The sequence below is a fragment of the Klebsiella michiganensis genome (genome assembly GCF_015139575.1).
In the GTDB taxonomy this organism is placed as follows: Bacteria; Pseudomonadota; Gammaproteobacteria; order Enterobacterales; family Enterobacteriaceae; genus Klebsiella; species Klebsiella michiganensis.
Genome location: NZ_AP022547.1, coordinates 930,793 through 950,371, shown reverse-complemented (window position 1 = coordinate 950,371; position 19,579 = coordinate 930,793). Strand labels below are relative to the sequence as shown.

Sequence of the window (19,579 nt, the reverse complement as noted above, 5' to 3'; positions counted from 1 at the left end):
GAACCAGTAACCGTTTGTCGTTGACGGATAAGCCGATGCTCCCGATGGCATACAGGAACGTTTGAGGGACTATACCCTTCAGGGGGTATCTTTCCTGTACGCCACTATCAACGACGCTTTAATCCAGCGCGCTTTAATTGCGCTATATTCGGGAGAAGCCGTCACTTTCTCCAGCGCCGGGTTGATACGCGGCGCAATACCGAGCCCTTTACTGTAGTACTCCGGATCGGTACGCCGCTGCCGGAACAGAACGCTAGAGGTGCGCCTCTTCATCCAGGGAGATCACCTGAATGCCGGCATTACGATACGCCTGAACGTCATCGGGCAGACGATCGACCACCACGGTATCAATCCGATCCGCGGCGGTAAACTGGGCAAGCGAGGTATTATTCAGCTTGCTATAGTCGCAGACGATAATCACCTGGCTGGCGTGTTCAACCATGCCGCGTTTCGTTTCTGCCAGCATGATATCGGCCACGCAGGCGCCGTGTTTCAGCGACAGCGAATTGGCGCCCATAAACGCTTTATCGACGTTCAGGGTATCAAGAATGGAGCGTCCGTTGATCGCCACCACGCAGTGGTACCCCTTCTTCACGATCCCGCCCAGCAGAATGGTTTGAATCGAGGGGCTGGCTTCCAGCTCGCGGGCGATTTGGTAATCGTTGGTGACCACCGTGACGTTTTGTCGGTCGCGAATATTGCGCGCGATATGCAGGGTCGTCGTGCCGGTATCCAGCACGATAATGTCGCCATCCTCAACCAGCGCCGCTGCGCGCTGGCCGATCCGCTCTTTCGCGCTGAGGTTGACAATTTCACGCGCGTCCGACGCCTGTTCAAAGCTCGCCCGCGTGCGAAGGACGGCGCCGCCGTGTGTACGGGTCAGCAGTCCCTCCTCTTCCAGCTGGCGGAGATCGGCACGAATGGTGGCGCCAGATACATTAAAGACGTCACACATCTCAGAAACAGCCACTTTGCGTTTTTCCCTGAGAATACTAAGCAACTTCTCCTGTCTTTCTTCTGCAAACATTCTGCCTCTCTCTTATTTACGGCACGTTACGCGCGACGCGGCGCTGGCTTACCGTTGCTTATCAGTCGGGTCCTGCGCTCAGGGCATCCAGCCTGTCGTATAAGGCGGCGGATTGCCGGTAGAGCGTATCAAAAAGCTCGCTGCAGGCGTGGTAATAATCCCGCAGACGGGGATCCGGCGAAATCAGCTTATCGAACTGCACCGTCTGCCTCACGCCGCTGGCAAAATCCGCGTACAGCCCCGCGCCAACCCCGGCGATAATACCGCATCCGGTGACGCCATTCTCCTGGTTGCGCGTAGATAATATCGGAAGATTGTACGCCGCGGCTTTGATTTCAAGCCACAGCGGGCTGCGCGCGCCGCCGCCGGAAGCGATCATTTGTTGCGGATATTGCCCGCACGCCTGCAGCTGGCGCAGATTGCGCCAGGACGCAAAGGCCACCCCTTCCAGGACCGCGCGGAATAAATGACCGCGGCGATGCTTGCGCTGCAGGCCGAAGAACTGCGCCCGCGAGTTCGTGTGTTCGGCCAGGCGCTCTCCCGTCAGATAGGGAAGAAAGAGCAGCCCTTCCGCACCGGCCGGCACCGCCGCCGCTTCCTGCAAAAGCTGCGGGTGGGTAATCTGGTTATCGGCAAGCGCCAGCCGCGCCCAGCGGACGGCATCGCCGCCGGCGTCGAGAATCGTAAATCCGCCCCAGGCCGCGTTAGCCAGATGAAGGTTATTGACCAGTTGGTGGCGTAACGGCCGCGGCGACACCACGGTGATCAGCGTCGACGTGCCGGTGGAGTCGGACGCCATCCCCGGCTCATATACTCCCGAGCCCAGCAGAGAGGCCGCCATGTCCGACGTACCGGCAACCACCGGGATCCCTGGCGGCAGGCCCGTCAGGCCGGCGGCGCGCGGGGTTACCTGGCCGATAATGTCGCTGGAAAGTTTGAGGTCCGGTAGCTGATCGACCCGCAGGCCAAACGTTTCGCAGGCTTGCGAAGACCAGGCGCGGGTTTCGCTGTCCATCAGGAAATAGCAGGACGCCTCGCTATAGTCGGTCGCCAGGGCGCCGGTCAGCATGAAATTAATATAGTCCTTCGGCATTAACACTTTGGCGAGCTGCGGCCAGCGCTCCGGATGATGTTCACGCCACCAGGCTAATTTGAAAGCGGGCCACGCCGCCGCGGGTGGATTATTTAAATGCGCCAGCCACTTTTCCCGCCCTTCGCGCGCGGTAAAAGCTTCCACCTGCGGCTGGCTGCGCTTGTCATTCCACAGCAGCGCCCTGTCCTCCACCAGCTCGCCGCGATCGTCCAGCAGGACGGTGCCGTGCATCTGCCCGCAGGCGCCAATAACCGCAATCTGCGCAGCCGTTTCAGGATAGCGGTAAAGCACCTCGCGTATACAGTCGCAGGCGGCCTGCCACCATAAAGACGGGGCCTGTTCTGACCAACCCGCACGCGGCGTGGTCTGTTCATACTCTCTTTGCGCAAAGCCGACCATCGTGCCGTCAACGCGCAAAAGAGCGGCGCGGGTACTGCCAGTGCCAACATCAATCGTGAGTATTTTATCTTTCATCACTGACTCCGGTGACGTCTTAAGGCGGGCCATCAGGCCCGCGGTCTCTCAGTTTAATCGGCGTTCAGCTCGGGAAAGCGTTCCGGGTGCTGCTCCAGTTCAGCCAGCACCTTTGTGACCGCGCCATGGCTCATGCCAAAGCGGCGGACGCCAAGCTGGTACAGGGCGCGCACCGTTGCCAGATCGCGAATCCCCCCGGCGCCTTTGATATCGATTCGGCCTTTAAGCTGGTCGGCAATAATGCTGACTTTTTCCACCGTCGCGCCGGTCGGCGCCCAGCCGGTGGAGGTTTTGACCCACTTCATCCCCACCTCTACGGCGATATCGCACACGCGGCGAATCTGCTCCTCATTGAGATAGTGCGTTTCGAGGATCACCTTCGCCGGTACCGGCGCGGCGGCCTCCACCACGCGGCGCAAATCTTCGCGCACATAGTCATAATCGCCGGATAACACTTTGCCGATATTCACCACCATATCCACTTCGCGGGCGCCATCGGCAATCAGCTGCCGCACTTCCTGAACCTTGGTGTCAGTCGCATGCCCGCCGCCGGGAAAGCCGACCGGCCCGCCAATCATCACCTCTCCCGTCCCCTGCTGCGGCAGCAACGTACTGAGAAAACGCGTCCAGCAGGGCAGAACGTGGACGGAAATAATGTTGTATCGGGTTGCCAGCTCGGCGCAGGCGCGAACGTCCGCTTCGGTACTGGTGGCCTGGACTGCGCTCAGGTCGACTAAACGTGCAAAACGACGGGTTGTTTCATTCATGGTTTTATCCTGCTCTTTGTTTTTAGTTGCTTTCATTTAATGCTCTTAATCGGCTTAAATCCATTTAAAAACGCATCAAATGAAAATAACGTGATCAAATTAGCATTTTTTTATTTTCATTTGCTTTTAATTAGCAGACGGGAAATGAGCGATGCCCTTGATGAACGGGCGTAAACGGGCATAAACGGGCGCAAAGGCAATATTGCATTTATTTTTGTTTGTTTTTGTTTATGCCTGAATAACGGGCGAGAGAGCGAAACCGCTGCCGGATATGACGCCAAAATGCGTACGCTGTCACATTGACCGGCGACAAAACGGTCGCCTTCGCCGGATATTCCGGAGGTCTCAACGCCCTGCGCAAGGGAAAGGTAATCTGATTATGTACTTCAGGAGAGAGCTATGTTGCCGCTGGAACGTCATCGTTTGATTGTTGAACTGCTGGGCCAACGCGGCGTGATGCGAGTGAATGAGATTGCGCAAGCGACTCGGGTCTCCAGGGAAACGATTCGCCGCGATCTGAGCGAGCTGGAACGGAAAGGGATCTTAAATCGGAGCCATGGCGGAGCGCTGGCGGCGGAGAACCCGCTGCCGGCGATCCGAGCGGCGTCGCCCGCCCTGCCGGTCGAAGATAGCCAGGGAAGCTTTCAGCAGAGAACGCTGCTGCACAGCGAAGGAAAAATGCGCGTTGCCCGCAAAGCGCTGCAGTGTCTCCAGCCGGGACAGACCATCGTTCTGGACGGCAGCAGCACCAGCTGGTTTTTGGCCCGGCAGATGCCGGAGATGGCGCTAACGGTTATCACGCCCTCTATCCGCATCTTGCAAACGCTGATGAGCAGACGCTCGTTGCATCTCGTGGGACTGGGGGGCGATTTTTCCCCGACCGAGGAGGCGTTCTTCGGTGAAACCGCCTCACGAACGCTGCGCGAGTACGCCGTCGATACGCTCTTTTTCTCCTGCCAGGGGCTGGAGCGCGATAGCGGTTTATATGCGGGTACGGAAGCCCACGCCGCCCTGTTGAAACAGATGATGCTGGCCGCCCGTCAGACCGTGGCATTGGTCGACGGCAGCAAGCTGGGGCGAACAGGCGTCGCGCGGATCGGCGGATTGGGCGAGCTGGACTGTTTAATCACCGAAAAGTTTGTCGATCCGCTGCTGGAAAAAGAGATGACCTGGCATAACGTCGGGCTACAGATCGCCTGAGTACGCCGTCATGACGTGACGGTGACTACGCGCATTGTCGAAACGCTGCTTCCCGCGGCAGGGCCAGACTTTGCCTGAAATCAGCCACTACCGGAATAAAAGAGGCCTTATGCGTTATTACCTTTCTCCCTCGCTCATGTGTATGGACATGATGAAGCTGGCGGAACAGCTGCACTTTTTAAACGGCAAAGCCGACAGGCTGCACGTCGACGTGATGGACGGGCACTATGTGAAAAACCTGGCGCTATCGGCCAGCTTTGTGGCGCAGATTCGGCCCTATACGTCGCTTCCCATCGATGTCCACCTGATGGTCGAAGAGCCCGCCCCGTTTATCCCGGCGCTGATAGAAGCCGGAGCAGACGCCATTTCCCTGCATCCGGAAACCATCTGCCGCGAAGCTTTTCGGGTCATCAATATGCTTCGCCAGGCGGGGAAAGAGGTGGGGATGGTGCTCAATCCCGCCACGCCGGTTGAGAGCATCCAGCACTATCTGCATCTGCTCGATAAGGTCACGGTGATGACCGTCGATCCGGGCTATGCCGGTCAGCCGTTTATTCCCGAAATGACCGCCAAAATCGCGCAGCTTCATCAGTTAAAAGAGAGCCGCAGCCTCAACTTCTTGCTGGAAGTCGACGGCTCATGTAACCGCAACACCTACCGTGAGCTGCTGGGAGCCGGGGCGCAGGTATTGGTGATGGGCAGCAGCGGTTTATTCCGCCCGGATATGCCGCTCGAGCAGGCCTGGGAAAAAATGTCCCGGGATCTGTCCGCCGCGCTGCACTCCCCCGAGCATGTATAAAGGAGCGAATGATGTCAGGAAAAGTCTGTGTTTTTGGTTCATTCAATTTCGACATGGTGGCCAGAGTGGAGCGCTTTCCGGTGCCGGGCGAGTCGTTAGTGGCCTGCGGGAGCATGACCAGCGCCGGCGGAAAAGGGGCGAACCAGGCCACCGCCGCGCTAAAAGCGGGGGCGAATGTTCACTATATCGGCAAGATTGGCAATGATACCTTCGGCCATTTTGCCCGCCGTCATCTGAAGGGCGTGGGGTTTAACGCCGTGACGCTGCTGGTCGCCGAAGACGTCCCCACCGGCAATGCGCTGATTTATGTGGCCGGCAACGATGCCGAAAACATGATTGCCGTCGACCCCGGCGCGAATATGACGGTGACCGATGATGAAATCGCCGGCTGCATTCCCGCTATCGGCTGCGCGGATGTGGTGCTGGTTCAGCTGGAGAACAATCTTTCCGCCATTGAACAGGTCGTTGACGCCGCGAAAGCAGCCGGGGCCTTCGTGGTGCTCAATCCCGCCCCCTGGCAGCCCGTTGAGCACGCCTTTCTAAGCAAAGTGGATTTGCTCACGCCGAACGCCACAGAGGCCGGGTTAATGACCGGGCGCCGGGTTGACTCTCTGGCGGCCGCGGCCGAGGCCGCCGATGCGCTGCATGCTCAGGGCGCGCGCAACGTCATTATCACCCTCGGCGCAAAGGGCGCCCTGCTGAGCGAGCAGGGCGTGAAATCCCCTATTCCGTGCTTTCCTTCTCATCCCCGCGATACCACCGGCGCGGGCGATGCCTTTAACGGCGCGCTGGCGGCGCGTCTGGCCTGCGGCGAGCCGCTGCATAGCGCGGCCCGATTTGCGGCGGCGTACGCCGCCGTCAGCGTCGAAAAGCAGGGCGCATCATCTTTACCGGATTACCAGGAGGCACGAGAACGGCTTTTACGTGCCGCCTCTGATTATGAAATGGCTTAAACCCTACTGTATAAAAACCATTAAGAGGATAGCTCAATGAGTACGCTAATCACGGATAAGGTCGATAAAGCGGCGGTCCACAATGAAAAACTGGACACCAGCGCGTATTTACCGCACACCCCCTGGCTGCAATTTTTACTGGTCTGTTGCCTGTTTGCGCTGTGGGGGATGGCGGGCAACCTGAATGATATCTTGATCGCCCAGTTTAAAAAGGGCTTCGATTTAACGGATACCCAGACGGCGCTGGTGCAGTCGATTTTTTTCCTCGGCTACTTCTTTGTCGCCCTGCCTGCGGCGGCGCTGATTAAGCGTTATTCCTATAAAGCGGCGATTATTATTGGGCTGTGCCTGTACGCCCTCGGCTGTTTCCTGTTCGTCCCGGCCGCGCAGATCATGACCTACGGCGCGTTCCTCGCCTGCCTGGGGGTGATCGCCTGCGGACTCTCTTTTCTGGAAACCTCGGCAAACACCTACTCCAGCCTGCTGGGCCCGATCCACTCCTCCACCCAGCGCATTAACTTTTCGCAGATCTTCAACTCGCTGGGCGTGATTTCCGGCGTGCTGATTGGCCAGGTGATGGTCTTCGGCGAAAACGATCCGAGCCATGAACAGCTGCTGGCGATGCCCGCCGCCGCCGCGGACGCCGCGCGCCATCAGATGGTCGGCCAGGTGGTCGGGCCTTATCTGATTATCGGCTCCGTGCTGGTGGTGCTGGCGCTGGTGTTCGTGTTTATCAAATTCCCGTCGTGCAAGGGCACGCCCTCTCAGCAGCAGCAGCTCCCGACGGAAAGCATGGGGCCTACGCTGAAACGCCTGTTTGCCATCCCGCGCTTTCGCCTCGGGATCCTGTCGCAGTTTTTGTACGTCGGCGCCCAGGTTGGCGTATGGAGCTTCACGATTCGCTTTGTGCAGCTCGTGCAGCAGGGCACCAGCGAGCACTCCGCGACTTACTGGCTGCTGGCTTCTCTGGTGATTTACGCCGTGGGTAAAACCGTGGCCACCTGGTTGATGAACCGCCTGAACCCGGCGCTGCTGCTCGGTACCTTTGCCCTGGCCGCCACCGCCCTTTTACTGGTTGCCGTATTCAGCAGTTCAATGCTGGCGGTCTATGCGCTCATTCTGGTCAGCTTCTGTATGGCGCCATGCTGGCCGACAAACTTTGGTCTGGTCATCAAAGGGATGGGGAAAGATACCCAGACCGCAGGCTCGATCGTGGTGATGTCGATTATCGGCGGGGCCGTTATTCCGCTGGTGATGGGCATTATCTCGGATATGAACGGCGGCAATATGCAAATCGCCTTTATCGCCCCACTTGTGTGCTTTGTGTATGTCGCTTTCTACGGTTTCTGGTGCGTGCGTAAGGGGGTATAACATGCGCGAACTGATCAACACGATTGCTCATATTGGCTATCAGGTCAGCGACTTAACGCGTTCGCTAGCCTTCTATGAACCGCTGGGCTTTCAGCGCCAGCAGCGGTTTAGCAAACCGTCGCCGCAGGGCGCTATTGAAGTCGCGTTTCTTGAAATGGCGGGCGCCGTCCTCGAGCTGTACCAGCTTCCCGAAGGAACGCCTTTTGACTCCCCTCGCTGCGGTATCGATCATCTGGCGCTGGAAGTCAGCGACCTGGATGCGGTGCAGCAGCGGCTGGCGGCGCTCGGTTATCCGCTCGATGAAGGGCCGATTGAGGAAGAAAATGTGCGCTTCCTGCTTATTCGCGGCCCCGATGGCGAACGGCTCGAGTTTGATGCCTTTAAACGCTAAGCGGCCGGGCTGATCCCCTTCTCCCTTTTAGGCCCGGTTAACACGGGTCTAAAAGTGGGCTTCCTCAGGCTTTACAAAAGCCTGCCTGCTTCCAGATTTTCGCCCCCCGCCTGACCTCTCCTGCCTATTGTGCAATGTTACAAAATTGCTTCTGTTTTGTTGATTTTCTATTGTGAGCCATTCGGCAATTTCCTCTCCTGAATTTCCCCAGACTACTTCCAGTCAATACGCAATATCAGGAGAGACAAATGAGCAGCACCTCCGCCGACTTCCAGAATCTGTACCAGGCCCTGAGACACAGCGCCGCCCGCAGCCCGGATGCCCTGGCGCTGGCGTTTGAGGATCGGCGCTATCTGTACCGCGATTTTCACCTGCGGGTACAGCGAGCGATGGCGCAGCTTGACCAGGTCTGGTCGCTGCGCAAAGGCGATCGAATCCTGCTGGCCTGGGGGAATCATCCCGCTTTTTGCGAAGTCCTTTTTGCCGCGCTTGGTCTGGGCATCGAAGTGGTGCCTTTCAGCACTAAGCTTAAGCAGGCCGAAAGCGAGGAGCTGGTGGGCCATATCGCCCCGCGGGTCGTGCTGTTCGATGCGACCGTACAGGACTGGCTGAAAAACACCCCCGACGCGCGCGCGGTTTCGCTCAGCGAATGGCAGGCGATCTCACTTCCCGAACCGCTGACCCGCCAGCCGGTCCCGGTTAACCGCGACGATACGGCGGTGATGATGTTCACCTCCGGTACCACCGGAGAGCCGAAAGGGGCGATTATCACGCACAATAACCTGCTCTGCGCGATTGACGCCTATACGCAAAAACTGAATCTCACCGCCGCGGATAGCACCATTCTGGCGGTACCTATCTATCACATCACCGGCCTGTCGGCGCTGCTGGCGCTGTTTATTAGCCTCGGCGCGAGCATCTGGCTGCAGCACCGGTTCAACGCCCCGCAGGTGATCGGCACCCTGCGCGAACAGAACATTACCTTTCTGCACGGCTCGCCAACCATCTTTATCCTTCTCTGCCAGGCGGCACGCGAGCAGAGCGCCAGTCATCCAGGCGATTTCCCCGCGTTACGCACGATTGCCTGCGGCGCGGGCCATCTGAGCGATGGACTGATCAACGAGTTAAAAACCCTGTTTCCGCATACGGCGATTCAGCCGATCTACGGTCTCACCGAAACGACCTCACCCGCGACGATTTTTCCGGGCGACGTCTGGGGCAGCGATAAATGCGGCAGTTCGGGCCAGGCGATCCCCGGCCTCGCCATTACGATCCGCAACGATCGCCAGCAGCTCCTCCCCGCCGGGCAAATCGGGCATATCTGGCTAAAAGGCGACGTGGTGATCCGCGAGTACTGGCAGCACAGCGAACGACGCCCGAGCTGCGATGCACAGGGCTGGTTTTGTACCGGCGACCTGGGCTATCTCGACGATGAAGGCTGGTTGTACATAAAAGACCGCAGCAAGGACATGATCAATCGCGGCGGAGAGAAGATTTACTCGCTGGAGCTGGAAAACATTCTCTCTACCTATCGGGGAGTGCGGGAAGTTGCCGTCATCCCGACCCCCAGCCCGATCTATGGCGAAGAGCCGGTGGCGTTTATCGTGCCGGACGGCCAGCACCACCTGACCAGCGAAGAGATCCTCGGCTGGCTGAAGGTCAAAATCGCCCGCTTTAAGCTGCCGGCGCGCATTATTTTCACCCGCGTTTTACCGCGCACCCATAACGGAAAAGTGAGCAAACAACAGCTCAAAACGCGCCTCGCGGAATCCATCATCACGCTATCAACGGAGGATAAAAAGTGAGCAGCAAATTTATCGACGCCCATCAAGCGGCCCAGCGGGTCGCCAGCGGCGACACCGTCTGCACCGTCGGGATGACGCTTATCGGCGCGGCGGAGTCCATTTTAAGCGCTATCGAAGCGCGCTTTCTGACCGCGGGCGAACCGCGCGACCTGACGCTGCTGCATGCCGCTGGGCAAAGCGATCGCCAGCGCGGCATCCAGCACTTCGCCCACCCGGGTATGGTAACGCGGCTTATCGGCTCGCACTGGGGCCTGGCGCCGCGCTGGATGGCGATGATCAACAACAACGAAGTGGAAGCCTGGTGTCTGCCGCAGGGGCAGATCGTCCATCTCTATAGCGCGATGGCCGCCGGGCTTACCGGGCGGCTTTCCCCCGTCGGGCTCGGTACCTTTGTCGATCCGCGCATGGAAGGCGGGCGGATGAACGCCCGCACCCGCGAACGGCCCGATCTGATCGAGCACGTGACGTTTCGCGGCGACGAATATCTGTTCTACCCGGCCATTCCTCTGGACGTGGTCATTGTGCGCGGCACCCATGCTGATGAAGAGGGCAACCTCACGACCGATGAAGAGGTGATGAAGCTGGAAGTTCTGCACGCGGTTCTCGCCGCCAGACGCTATGGGGCGAAGGTGCTGGCGCAGGTGAAATATCGCGTGGCGAAAGGCTCGCTGCATCCGAAAAGCATCACCGTTCCCGGCAACCTGATCGACGCCATTGTGGTATGCGAAGAGCCGCAGATGGATCACCGCCAGACCTCCAGCTGGGACTTCGATCCGGCGCTGTGCGGCGATATCCAGCTGCCTGCCGCGCAGAACGCACCGCTGCCGCTCGACCTGCGCAAGCTTATCGGGCGGATTGCCTGCCGCTATCTGACGCCCGGCTGCGTCATCAATCTCGGCACCGGCATTCCTAACGATGTTATTGGCGCCATCATTCACGAAGAACGGCTCGGCGAGCAGGTCACCATCACCGTGGAGTCAGGGATCTACGGCGGGCAGCAGGCGGGCGGCGTTGATTTCGGCATCGGTCGTAACCTGAGCGCGATGATAAGCCACCAGGATCAAATGCTCTATTACAACGGCGCGGGGGTCGATATCACCTTTATGGGCGCCGGCGAGATGGACCCGCACGGCCACGTCAACGCCACGCGGCTCGGCGCATCCTGCCCCGGCGCGGGCGGTTTTATCGATATCACCCAGAATGCCCGCCACGTCGTGTTCTGCTCCTCTTTTACCGCCAAAGGGCTGGAGATCGCCTGTGAACAAGGGGCCCTGCATATCCGCCGCGAAGGCGAGGTACGCAAATTCGTCGCCGGGGTGAATCAGGTTTCCTACAACGGCGAGCTGGCCCGCGCCAAAGGACAAACCATGCATTACGTCACCGAACGGGCGGTTTTCGAACTGCGCCCGGAGGGGCCGGTGCTGACGGAAATCGCCCCCGGTATCGATCTTGAGCGCGACATCCTGGCGCATATGGATTTTCGTCCGGCGATCGCCGCGGATCTTCAGGTTATGGACAGCCGCTTGTTCACCCCGCAGCCTTGCGGCCTCGCGGAACATCTGTCCCGGAATTCATCCTCTGACTCACAAGGAAATTAGCTATGAAACTTGCCAGTAAAACCGCCATTGTTACCGGCGCCGCGCGCGGTATCGGCTTTGGCATTGCCCAAGTGCTTGCGCGGGAAGGCGCGCGCGTGATCATCGCCGATCGCGACACGCACGGCGAAGCCGCCGCCGCGTCCCTGCGCGAATCGGGCGCACAGGCGCTGTTTATCAGCTGCAATATCGGTGAAAAAGCGCAGGTCGAAGCGCTGTTTTCCCAGGCCGAAGAGGCGTTTGGCCCGGTGGATATTGTGGTGAATAACGCCGGAATCAACCGCGACGCCATGCTGCACAAACTCTCCGAAGCGGACTGGGACACGGTGATCGATGTCAATCTGAAGGGCACTTTTCTCTGTATGCAGCAGGCCGCCATCCGCATGCGCGAGCGCGGCGCGGGCCGCATTATCAATATCGCTTCCGCCAGCTGGCTTGGCAACGTCGGGCAAACCAACTATTCGGCGTCAAAAGCCGGCGTGGTGGGGATGACCAAAACCGCCTGCCGCGAACTGGCGAAAAAAGGCGTCACGGTTAATGCCATCTGCCCGGGCTTTATCGATACCGATATGACGCGCGGCGTCCCGGAAAACGTCTGGCAAATCATGATCAACAAGATCCCTGCGGGCTACGCGGGGGAGGCGAAAGACGTTGGCGAGTGCGTGGCGTTTCTGGCGTCCGACGCCGCGCGCTATATCAACGGGGAAGTCATTAACGTCGGCGGCGGCATGGTGCTGTAAGGAGAAAAACGATGACACAGGCTAATGATATTGTGGTTGTCAGCGGCGTCCGTACCGCTATTGGCACGTTTAACGGCAGTCTTAAGCATACCCACCAGCACGATCTCGGGGCAGCGGTTATTCGCGAAGCGATCGCCCGCGCCGGGCTTGCGCCACAGGATATCGATGAAACGATCGTCGGCAACGTCGGGCAAATCGCCGAAAGCGGTTTTATCGCCCGCATCTGCCAGCTGCGGGCGGGGATCCCGCAGGAGAGCACCGCGTATTCGGTTAACCGCCAGTGCGGCTCCGGGCTTCAGGCCCTGGCGGACGGCATGATGCAGCTGCAAAGCGGCCAGGCCGAGGTGGTCGTCGCCTGCGGAACGGAAAATATGACCCAGTTGCCCTACTACCTGCGCAAAGCGCGCGATGGCTATCGCATGGGCCACGGCGAGCTGGAAGATGGACTGATCTCCATCCTTACCTGGCCAGAAGGGCCTTATCACAACGGCATCACGGCGGAAAACGTCGCGCAACGCTTCGGTATTACTCGCGAAGCGATGGACGATTTCGCCTGGTCGAGCCAGCAGAAGGCGCTGAAGGCGATCGCTGAGGATCGCTTCCGCGAGCAGATTCTGGCCCTTGAGGTGCCGGACGGCAAAAAAGCGACCCGCCTGTTCGCGACCGATGAACACCCGCGCGACACCCCGCGCGAAAAGCTCGCCGCGCTGCGTCCGGCATTTAAAGCCGACGGCGTAGTGACGGCGGCCAACTCCTCCGGCATTAACGACGGCGCGGCCGCGCTGGTGATGATGACCCGCCAGCAGGCGGAACAGCGCGGCTTAACCCCGCGCATGCGGATTCGCGGCTGGGCGGTCGCCGGCTGCGGCGCGGAGATTATGGGGTTTGGCCCCTCTCCCGCTACCCGACGCCTGATGGACCGTCTCAATATGGATGTTCACGCCATCGATTTAATTGAACTCAATGAGGCCTTCGCCGCCCAGGCGCTGGCGGTGATGAACGATCTGCGTCTCGATCCAGCCCGCGTTAACGTCAACGGCGGCGCGATCGCCCTCGGCCACCCGGTGGGCGCCAGCGGTGCGATCCTGCCGGTCAAACTGATGTATGAAATGGCGCGCAGCGGCGCGCGCACCGGTCTGGTCACCATGTGCATCGGCGGCGGCCAGGGGATTTCTATGCTGTTCGAGCGCGAAGGCGCTTAGGAAAAGACGGCCCGAAGTGGGGCTTCGGGCCGGGCGTCGTTCGGGTCAGCACCCGGCGACAACCTGTGAGCTGACTAACGGGATCGACGCGATCCCGGCAAGGCTTCTGACCACGAATACGGGGAAATAATAACCATGTCCGCAATAAATGAAAAGGCGGTAAACGGGACGCAGCTACAGCGCACCCATAAAAAGATCTACCGCCATTTGATGCCGCTGCTTATCGTGGCGTACATCATCAGCTTTATTGATCGTACCAATATTGGCATGGCGAAAGCGACCATGTCGGTGGATATCGGCCTTTCCGCAACCGCATTCGGCCTCGGGGCCGGGTTGTTTTTTCTCACCTACGCGGTGCTGGAGATCCCCAGCAACCTGTTTTTAACCCGGATTGGCGCGCGGCGCTGGATCGCCCGCATCATGATAACCTGGGGGATCATCTCCTGCGGCATGGCGTTTGTCACCGGGCCTACGTCCTTTTACGTGATGCGCCTTTTGCTCGGCGCCGCCGAAGCGGGGCTCTATCCGGGCATTATTTACTACCTGACCCTCTGGTTTGGCCGCGAAGAGCGCGCTAAAGCCACCGGTCTGTTCCTGCTGGGAGTCTGCCTGGCCAATATTATCGGCGCGCCGCTGGGCGGATTGTTATTAAGCCTTGATGGAATGTCCGGCTGGCACGGCTGGCAGTGGATGTTCTTTATCGAAGGGCTGCCCGCGATAGCGCTGGCGTTCGTCGTCTGGCGCAGACTGCCGGATAAACCGGCTGACGCCCGCTGGCTGGACAGCAACGACGTGCAGGCAATCAACGCGGTACTGGAGAAAGAAGCCGAGGAGACGCGCCATACGCCGAGCCGTTTTTCCCTGAAAACCGCGCTCACCACCCGGGTATTTTTGTTACTGGTGCTGATTTACTTTACCCATCAGTTTTCGGTTTACGGCCTGAGTTATTTCCTGCCGGGGATCATCGGTAGCTGGGGCCAGCTTACCCCGCTGCAGATCGGTCTGCTGACCGCCATCCCGTGGATCGCAGCCGCCGCTGGCGGGATCCTGCTGCCGCGCTTCGCCCGGACGGAGCAGCGTTCGCGCAGCATGCTGATGGCCGGATATCTGGTCATGGCGACCGGCATGGCCATTGGCGCAATTGCCGGCCACGGCGTGGCGCTGCTTGGCTTCTCGCTGGCCGCCTTCATGTTCTTCGCCATGCAATCCATCATCTTTAACTGGCTCCCCTCGATCATGAGCGGGCATATGCTGGCGGGCAGCTTCGGCCTGCTTAACTGCCTCGGGCTGTGCGGCGGCTTTCTCGGGCCGTTTATTCTCGGCGCGTTTGAGGACCGCACCGGCGCGGCAACGTCCGGCTTATGGTTCGCCGTCGCGCTACTGATCGTCGGCGCGCTGGTGTCTGTGTTCATCAAAAGTTCGTCATCCCCCGGCAGTGCATCGGCAAAACAGGCCGACGGCGAAAAAGCGTAATCAGGAGGTTCTTATGCGCATCGAAGTCTTACTGGATTTAAAAACTCGACTCGGCGAAAGCCCGGTCTGGGATGTCGAACAGCAGCGTCTTTGGTGGGTGGACAGCCTCGACGGGCGCCTGTTCGCCTGTAACGCGCAGGGCGGCGCGATTAAGAGCTGGGACGTGCGGCAGAAAATTGGCTCTTTCGCCCTGCGCCAGAACGGCGAAGGCGCGGTGGTGGCGCTACAGAATGGCGTGCATCTGCTCGACTTCGCCAGCGGCGAGCTGACGCTACTGCACATCCGGAAGCGGACCGGCCCTTTAACCGGCTCAACGACGGCAAAGTCGATCGTCAGGGACGTTTTCTGTTCGGATCGATGGATATGCGTGAAGAGGAGCCGAGCGGCGCGCTATATCGCCTGGACGCCGATCTGTCACTGCACGTGCTGAAGAAAAATATCATCGTCTCTAACGCCCCCTGCTGGAGCCCCTCCGGCGAGACGTTCTATTTTGCCGATACCTGGACGGGCGAAGTCTGCGCCTGGGACTACAACACCGCGACCGGCGATCTCTCCGGAGAACGAGTCTTTTGCCGTGTCGATCGCAGCGAAGGCGGCGCGGCGGATGGCGCCACCGTGGACAGCGAAGGCTATCTGTGGAACGCGCTGGTCTACGCGGGCAAGCTGGTACGCTACACGCCGGAGGGCAAGGTCGATCGCATCATTGAGATGCCGGTGAAAAAAGTGACCAGCGTAATGTTCGGCGGCGAAAACCTCGACGTGCTGTACGTCACCTCAATGGCACAGCCGCCCCTCCCGCGCTTCCCGGAAGATAATCAGCTGCGCGGCAGCCTGTTCGCCCTATACGACCTGGGCGTGACCGGCGTAGCGGAACGGCGTTTTGCCGGCTAAGCCAACCTCCGGCTCGCCGCGATAACAATAATACCCGGCGAACTGACTCTGACCCTGACACCAGGCGGCGCGCATCATGCTGTCGCGACGCCGCGGAGTAAACACGACTATGACAACAATCAATCACACACCTGCCGGCGAACAAGGTGGAAAAAAGCGGCTGATACATCGTTTCTCCTGGGTTTCGCTGCTGGTTTGCTGGCTAATCTGGGTGCTTAACGCCTACGATCGCGAGATGATCCTGCGCCTTGGCCCGGTCATCTCTAAAGAGTTTTCGCTCTCGCCGGAACAGTGGGGCAACGTCGTCGCCCTGATTATGGTTGCCCTTGCGGTGCTGGATATCCCCGGCTCCATCTGGAGCGATCGCTACGGTTCAGGCTGGAAGCGAGCGCGCTTTCAGGTACCGCTGGTGCTGGGCTATACCGCCCTCTCTTTTCTTTCCGGAATTAAAGCGATCAGCCACGGGCTGACGGCTTTTGTGCTGCTGCGCGTTGGCGTCAACCTCGGGGCCGGCTGGGGCGAGCCCGTCGGCGTCAGCAACACCGCAGAGTGGTGGCCGAAAGAGAAACGCGGCTTCGCGCTGGGGGTGCATCATACCGGCTATCCGATTGGCGCGCTGCTGAGCGGCGTGGTGGCAAGTCTGGTGCTTTCCGCATTTGGCGAAGGCAGCTGGCGCTACTGCTTCCTGCTGGCGCTGATCGTCGCCATCCCGCTGATGATTTTCTGGGCGAAATATTCCACCGCCGATCGCATCAACACGCTTTATCTGCATATCGATAGCCAGGGGATGACGCGCCCGGCGACCCAGGAAAGCAGCCATGTTGCCAAAGGCGAAGGGATGAAGACCTTTTTACGCACCCTGCGCAACCGCAATATTTCGCTAACGGCGGGCAATACCCTGCTGACGCAAATTGTCTATATGGGCATTAACGTTGTGCTGCCGCCGTATCTTTATCACGTCTCCGGCCTGTCGCTGGCGGCATCCGCCGGGCTAAGTATTATCTTCACGCTTACCGGTACCCTGGGCCAGATAATTTGGCCCTGGCTGTCCGATAGCTTTGGCCGTAAACGTACTCTGATCGTCTGCGGTCTGTGGATGAGTATCGGCATTGCGCTGTTCTATTTCGCCACCAATATGCCGCGCCTTATCGCCATTCAGCTATTTTTTGGCCTGGTGGCCAACGCCGTGTGGCCTATCTACTACGCCATGGCTTCGGACTCCGCCGAAGAACGCGCCACCTCTACCGCCAACGGCATTATCACCACGGCGATGTTTATCGGCGGCGGCATTTCGCCATTGCTTATGGGCTGGCTCATCCAGTTCGGTGGGGGGTGGGAAAATCCGGCGGGTTATATCTACGCCTTCTTTACCATGGCGGGATGCGCGCTGCTGGGGATGTTATTGCAGCTTATGACCACCGATAAAACGCCGCGCAAAGCGCATTAACGCAGGAGAACGCATGAAGATTGTTATCGCGCTGGATTCGTTTAAGGGTAGCTGTAGCGCGCAGGCCGCTTGCGCAGCGGTAGCACAGGGGTTGCGCCGGGTTGACGAGGAGCTGGAGCTGGTCGAAATGCCCGTGTCGGACGGCGGAGAGGGGCTGCTCTCGGCCCTTGCGGAAAGTCCGCAGCTGAAGGGCTTGAGGTGGCAGCAGCAGCGTTGCGCCTCGCCTTACGGTCTCTCCGTACAGGCCGCGTTTCTGATCCTGCCCGGCGAACGGGCCATTATCGAGATGGCGCAAAGCTGTGGGCTGGAGCTCACGCCGAAAGCGCAGCGGGATGTGCGCCTGGCCAGCAGCTTTGGGCTGGGTGAGCAGGTAAAAGCGGCGCTGGATGCCGGGTGTCGGCGTTTGATTATCGGGCTGGGCGGCAGCGCGACCAACGATGGCGGCATCGGTTTTGCCCAGGCGCTTGGCGCCCGCTTCTGGCGCGAGGACGGCACGCTGCTGCCGGTTCCCGCGGCGGGCAAGGACCTAGCGCATATTCAGCGCATCGATTTAAGCGCCATGGACCCGCGCTTACGACAGGCCGAAATACAGGCCTCCTGCGACGTCACAAATCCTCTACTCGGGGAAGATGGCGCCACCCGGGTGTATGGCGCGCAGAAAGGCGCGGACGAGGCGGCGCTCAGGGAGCTGGAGGCGGGTATGGCGCACTACAGTCGGCAGCTTAAGCAAACGCTCGGCTACGACGTCAGCGAACGGCCCGGCGCCGGGGCCGCGGGCGGTATGGGGGCCGCGCTAATCGCCTATGCGGGTGCCACGCTGCGCCCGGGCATTGACCTGGTGCTCGAACTGCTTAACGCCGACCGTCATCTTAGCGATGCCGCGCTGACCATCGTCGGGGAAGGCTGGCTCGATCGTCAGAGCGCCTTTGGTAAAGCCCCGGTGGGCGTGGCGGGCAAAGCGGCGCGCCACGGCGTACCGGTTGTGGCCCTTTGCGGCGGACGCGATGAGAGCAGTCGGCAATTGTATCAACACCATATTGACGCGATGTGGTCTATCTGCCAGCGCCCTATGCCGCTGGCGGAGTCGATGAACACATGCGAACAGCTCCTCGCCGACGCAGCGGAGAATGTTCTACGAACCTTTCTGAGCGGGCGGCGCGGAGAGGCACATAAGCGGATAACTGTATGATTATTACGACGGCGCTGGCTAATGAAATTGTCGCCCGAGCAATGGCGATAATTCATCATAACGTGAACGTGATTGACCATCATGGACAGATCATTGCCTCAGGTGAACGGCATCGTATCGGCGAGCAGCATGAGATCGCCCGTGAGGTGATACGCACCGGTAAACGCATTTGTATTAACAACACCGCGGAAGCCGCGCGTTTCCAGAATGTGCATCCCGGTATTAATCATCCCATTATCTATGACGATCGCGTGGTGATGGTGGTGGGCATCAGCGGCGATCCCGCAGCGATCAGCCGCTATGCTGAACTGGCGGTACTCACCGCCGAGCTGCTGGTCCGCCAGGCCATAGAGATGCGGGAAACCAACTGGCGACAGCGTCTGCGCGATACCCTGTTTGGTCAATATCTTGATCAAGGCGCTTCGCCCGCCGGACAGGAAGCGCTGCATCGCCTGGTGGAGCTTGGCTTCGCTTTTGATGCGCCGCTGGTGCCGGTCGTGGTAACCGTCCAGGTCGAACAGCACCAGCTAAGCGAAATACTGAGTACGCTGCTGCGGGAATTCTCGCAGCTGTCCGGGGTAAGAGACGTGATTTTGCTGGGCAGCAATGAAATATTGCTCCTCAATACGCTGAGCGAATCCCAGGAAACGCTGCTGCGGGGCATCGAGTTTGTCCTCAGCAATCAGATCAGCCATTACCATATCGGTATTGGCGTGCAGGCGGACAGCGCTCCGGATATTCGCGAGGCCATCCGATTCGCCCGTTCGGTGATTGAGGTGGGGAGCAAAGTGCAGCCGCAGCGGCAGATCTACTACTTTCGCGAAATGGCGATGCTCTGCCTGTTCCGGGTGCTGGAAGACAGCTATATGGTCAATTTTTTCATCAATAACGTACGCCAGCTGCTTGAGCATGATTCCGGCGAAGTGCTGCTGGATACCCTCAGCAGCTTTATTGCCAATAACGCCGAGCCGGGCAAAACGTCGCTGCTGTTGGGGATTCATCGCAATACGCTCACCTACCGGCTACAGCAGATTAAAAAGCATATTCAGCTCGATCCGATGGTCTTCACCGACCTGACGCAGCTGGCGGTGTCGGTACACTGCTATCGTCGGCAGAACCCGCGCCAGAGCGAATGGATTGATACCTTAAGCTAACGAGCGGC

At 59.5% G+C, this 19,579-nt stretch carries 17 protein-coding genes and 1 pseudogene; 14 read left to right on the top strand and 4 right to left on the bottom strand.

The genetic code is table 11. From position 1 onward, the window contains the following. Window positions 1-78: 78 nt before the first annotated feature. The 4 genes from JLG71_RS04615 to deoC form a co-directional block, all read right to left on the bottom strand. Entirely contained in the window at window positions 79-273 is a 195-nt protein-coding gene (locus tag JLG71_RS04615; protein WP_177952253.1) for a type 2 periplasmic-binding domain-containing protein, read from the bottom strand. After that, the gene (locus tag JLG71_RS04610; RefSeq protein WP_009654966.1) at window positions 254-1,027 is read right to left on the bottom strand and encodes a DeoR/GlpR family DNA-binding transcription regulator; all 774 of its coding nucleotides are present in this window, start codon (window positions 1,025-1,027) and stop codon (window positions 254-256) included. The genes JLG71_RS04615 and JLG71_RS04610 overlap by 20 nt, the downstream gene beginning before the upstream one ends. Window positions 1,028-1,088: 61 nt before the next feature. After that, window positions 1,089-2,594: a xylulokinase gene (locus JLG71_RS04605; protein ID WP_185219826.1), complete on the bottom strand. Its 1,506-nt coding sequence runs from the start codon at window positions 2,592-2,594 to the stop codon at window positions 1,089-1,091. A gap of 53 nt (window positions 2,595-2,647) precedes the next feature. Beyond that, window positions 2,648-3,397: a deoxyribose-phosphate aldolase gene (gene deoC / locus JLG71_RS04600; RefSeq protein ID WP_046876706.1), complete on the bottom strand. Its 750-nt coding sequence runs from the start codon at window positions 3,395-3,397 to the stop codon at window positions 2,648-2,650. A gap of 363 nt (window positions 3,398-3,760) precedes the next feature. Between deoC and JLG71_RS04595 the strand changes: the two genes are divergently transcribed. The 14 genes and pseudogenes from JLG71_RS04595 to JLG71_RS04530 all read left to right on the top strand — a co-directional run bounded on the left by JLG71_RS04595 (window position 3,761) and on the right by JLG71_RS04530 (window position 19,571). Next, window positions 3,761-4,561, top strand: coding sequence for a DeoR/GlpR family DNA-binding transcription regulator (locus JLG71_RS04595; RefSeq protein ID WP_025106034.1), 801 nt, complete (start codon window positions 3,761-3,763; stop codon window positions 4,559-4,561). Window positions 4,562-4,670: 109 nt separating this feature from the next. Next, entirely contained in the window at window positions 4,671-5,360 is a 690-nt protein-coding gene (gene alsE / locus JLG71_RS04590) for a D-allulose 6-phosphate 3-epimerase (RefSeq protein ID WP_014839469.1), read from the top strand. A gap of 11 nt (window positions 5,361-5,371) precedes the next feature. Further along, window positions 5,372-6,313, top strand: coding sequence for a ribokinase (locus tag JLG71_RS04585; protein WP_047722945.1), 942 nt, complete (start codon window positions 5,372-5,374; stop codon window positions 6,311-6,313). A 36-nt stretch (window positions 6,314-6,349) separates the two neighbouring features. Further along, the gene (gene fucP / locus JLG71_RS04580; RefSeq protein ID WP_032751147.1) at window positions 6,350-7,684 is read left to right on the top strand and encodes an L-fucose:H+ symporter permease; all 1,335 of its coding nucleotides are present in this window, start codon (window positions 6,350-6,352) and stop codon (window positions 7,682-7,684) included. 1 nt (window position 7,685) lies between these two features. Next, the gene (locus JLG71_RS04575) at window positions 7,686-8,075 is read left to right on the top strand and encodes a VOC family protein (RefSeq protein ID WP_064378408.1); all 390 of its coding nucleotides are present in this window, start codon (window positions 7,686-7,688) and stop codon (window positions 8,073-8,075) included. 248 nt (window positions 8,076-8,323) lie between these two features. Then, window positions 8,324-9,880 carry a class I adenylate-forming enzyme family protein gene (locus JLG71_RS04570; protein WP_032751151.1) on the top strand — a complete coding sequence of 519 codons (1,557 nt, stop codon included), beginning with the start codon at window positions 8,324-8,326 and terminating at the stop codon, window positions 9,878-9,880. Next, entirely contained in the window at window positions 9,877-11,478 is a 1,602-nt protein-coding gene (locus tag JLG71_RS04565; protein ID WP_032751153.1) for an acyl CoA:acetate/3-ketoacid CoA transferase, read from the top strand. Before JLG71_RS04570 ends, JLG71_RS04565 begins: the two co-directional genes overlap by 4 nt. A gap of 2 nt (window positions 11,479-11,480) precedes the next feature. Further along, window positions 11,481-12,215, top strand: coding sequence for a 3-oxoacyl-ACP reductase FabG (gene fabG / locus JLG71_RS04560; RefSeq protein WP_172868704.1), 735 nt, complete (start codon window positions 11,481-11,483; stop codon window positions 12,213-12,215). Window positions 12,216-12,226: 11 nt separating this feature from the next. Beyond that, window positions 12,227-13,417, top strand: coding sequence for a thiolase family protein (locus tag JLG71_RS04555; protein WP_004105426.1), 1,191 nt, complete (start codon window positions 12,227-12,229; stop codon window positions 13,415-13,417). A 135-nt stretch (window positions 13,418-13,552) separates the two neighbouring features. Beyond that, a complete protein-coding gene (locus JLG71_RS04550) occupies window positions 13,553-14,890 on the top strand; it encodes an MFS transporter (protein ID WP_025106028.1) in 1,338 nt (445 codons plus the stop codon). Between the two features lie 13 nt (window positions 14,891-14,903). Next, window positions 14,904-15,781 (top strand): annotated as a pseudogene (locus JLG71_RS04545) (SMP-30/gluconolactonase/LRE family protein). 76 nt (window positions 15,782-15,857) lie between these two features. Beyond that, window positions 15,858-17,228: an MFS transporter gene (locus tag JLG71_RS04540; RefSeq protein WP_023321586.1), complete on the top strand. Its 1,371-nt coding sequence runs from the start codon at window positions 15,858-15,860 to the stop codon at window positions 17,226-17,228. A 13-nt stretch (window positions 17,229-17,241) separates the two neighbouring features. Next, entirely contained in the window at window positions 17,242-18,417 is a 1,176-nt protein-coding gene (locus tag JLG71_RS04535; protein ID WP_048260373.1) for a glycerate kinase, read from the top strand. Beyond that, complete coding sequence (locus JLG71_RS04530; RefSeq protein WP_014226730.1) at window positions 18,414-19,571, top strand: CdaR family transcriptional regulator; 1,158 nt, start codon at window positions 18,414-18,416, stop codon at window positions 19,569-19,571. Before JLG71_RS04535 ends, JLG71_RS04530 begins: the two co-directional genes overlap by 4 nt. Window positions 19,572-19,579 lie beyond the last annotated feature (8 nt).